The sequence below is a fragment of the bacterium genome, assembly GCA_035549195.1.
GTDB lineage: Bacteria > Oederibacteriota > Muellerivitia > Muellerivitales > Muellerivitaceae > DASZRK01.
The window spans coordinates 1-1,737 of record DASZRK010000004.1; the positions used below are offsets into that span (position 1 = coordinate 1).

The 1,737-nt window shown below is 58.5% G+C and carries 2 protein-coding genes; both read left to right on the plus strand.

The features are described 5' to 3' along the window. A partial coding sequence (locus VHE12_01485; protein HVZ79454.1) for a hypothetical protein occupies positions 1-858 on the plus strand: 858 nt, incomplete at its 5' end. A gap of 12 nt (positions 859-870) precedes the next feature. Further along, a partial coding sequence (locus VHE12_01490; protein HVZ79455.1) for a hypothetical protein occupies positions 871-1,737 on the plus strand: 867 nt, incomplete at its 3' end.

Below are 1,737 nucleotides of genomic sequence, written 5' to 3' on the forward strand. Positions count from 1 at the left end.
GTGACCATCCAGGGGGTTTCCTACAAGCGCCTGACCGTGACCCGGGCCCATAACCCCAAGGCCCACCATTTCAACCAGACGAACATCTTGCGATTTTCCAGCGCGGTCTTGACCTTCACGCCGACCCCCACCGGCACCCCGACCCGGACCCCGACGGCGACCGCTACCCCGACCAGCACCCCTACTTGTAACGCTAGTTGGACGCCCGGATGCGGCAATCAATTCACCCCGACCAAGACGATCACGCCGACGGTCACCTTGACGCCGACCATCACCATGACGCCCTACCCCACCGCCACGGTCGTGCAGATGGCCGTTTATTTGGGCAATAGGAACAACGCCGACACCTTGGGCCTTTCCTTCGGCCAGTTCAAGACCTCTCCCCTTCTGTTCGGGGCCTCCACCTACGACGAGATCCACGGCGGCAACGCGCTTTTCTGGAACCCGACCGGGTTCTTTGTGGCCACGGGGGATCAGGCCGTGTGGCCAGGGACCAGTTACCTGGCGCTCAATTCCGAAATAGCTCAATTGGAGATCGGGAATACCCAGCTTCAGCTTTATTCGGATGAGATGGACCTGCTTTCCAGCGGGGACCTGAACCTTTCCACCAGCACCTCCGCGGGGACGGGTGACTTCGCGGTTCAATCCGCCCACACCATCACCCTTTCGGACGCGAACGGGGACATTTTAGGTTCGGATGCCAGCGGCAATGTCACGGTCGGGGATAGCGCCAAGAACCTGGAACTGTCCGCGACCACCGTGTCCATCCAGTTGACGCCGGGTTTCAACGGATCGGTGACAGCCAGCGCGGGGGTCACGATGCACTACAACCATGGGATTTTTACCGGGATCAATTAAAAGGAGCCAGTCATGAAAAGATTCCTGTTCGCTTCATTCTGTGCGGTGGTGGTCGGCCTGAATATGGGCCAGATTTCGGCGCCGATCCCCTGGGCCCAGCAAGTGCAACCCGCGATGGCGCCTTCCAACTGCGGGCCTGGGACCTGTACCCCGGTGGCTTTCCCGGTCTATTATGTCACCCCGCCGGCACCCAAGAACACCCCGACCGGGTCGCCCACGCCGACCATCACCTCTACGCCCACCAAGACGAATACGCCAACTATTACTCCGACGCCAACAGTTACCTTGTCGCCGACGCCTATGTCGAACAAGGTGAAATTGTCGAACGCCGATGGGACCTACGATGATTGGAAGGACGCCGCGCCGGCGGGGACTTCGACCCCTGGCATTGGCAGGGTTTATGACTACCCCAACCTGAAGGCCTGGAAAAGCTCCTTGGCCGCTATCGGAGTCTGTATCGGTGACGACGGGAACACCTGCACCCCGACGCCCACGGGTTCTCCGACCGGGACGCCGACCAGTTCTCCTACCCCCGATGGTTTTTATGCCGCACCAGTAACACTGGACTCCTTGTCCGGGTCGCAAGGACCAACCATTGGCCCGTGGACCAAAAATATAAAAACTTTTACGTTTTTCTTTTTTGCGAATCAGGGCGTCACCTTGGCCACTCCTCAAACCATCGTCGTTGACACATCTGCCGATGGCACCAATTGGGTTTTGGGTGGTGGCGGTGCTTTCAATGCGGCCACTACGCTTACCAGCGCTACTTCTTTGGGAACATTTAATTCCTCGACTGGGCAGACGAGGTATCTTAGGGTTCGGTTGCGTCTCACCCCAATCGCCACATGTACAATCATGTATCAACTTTTGGCGAACTAT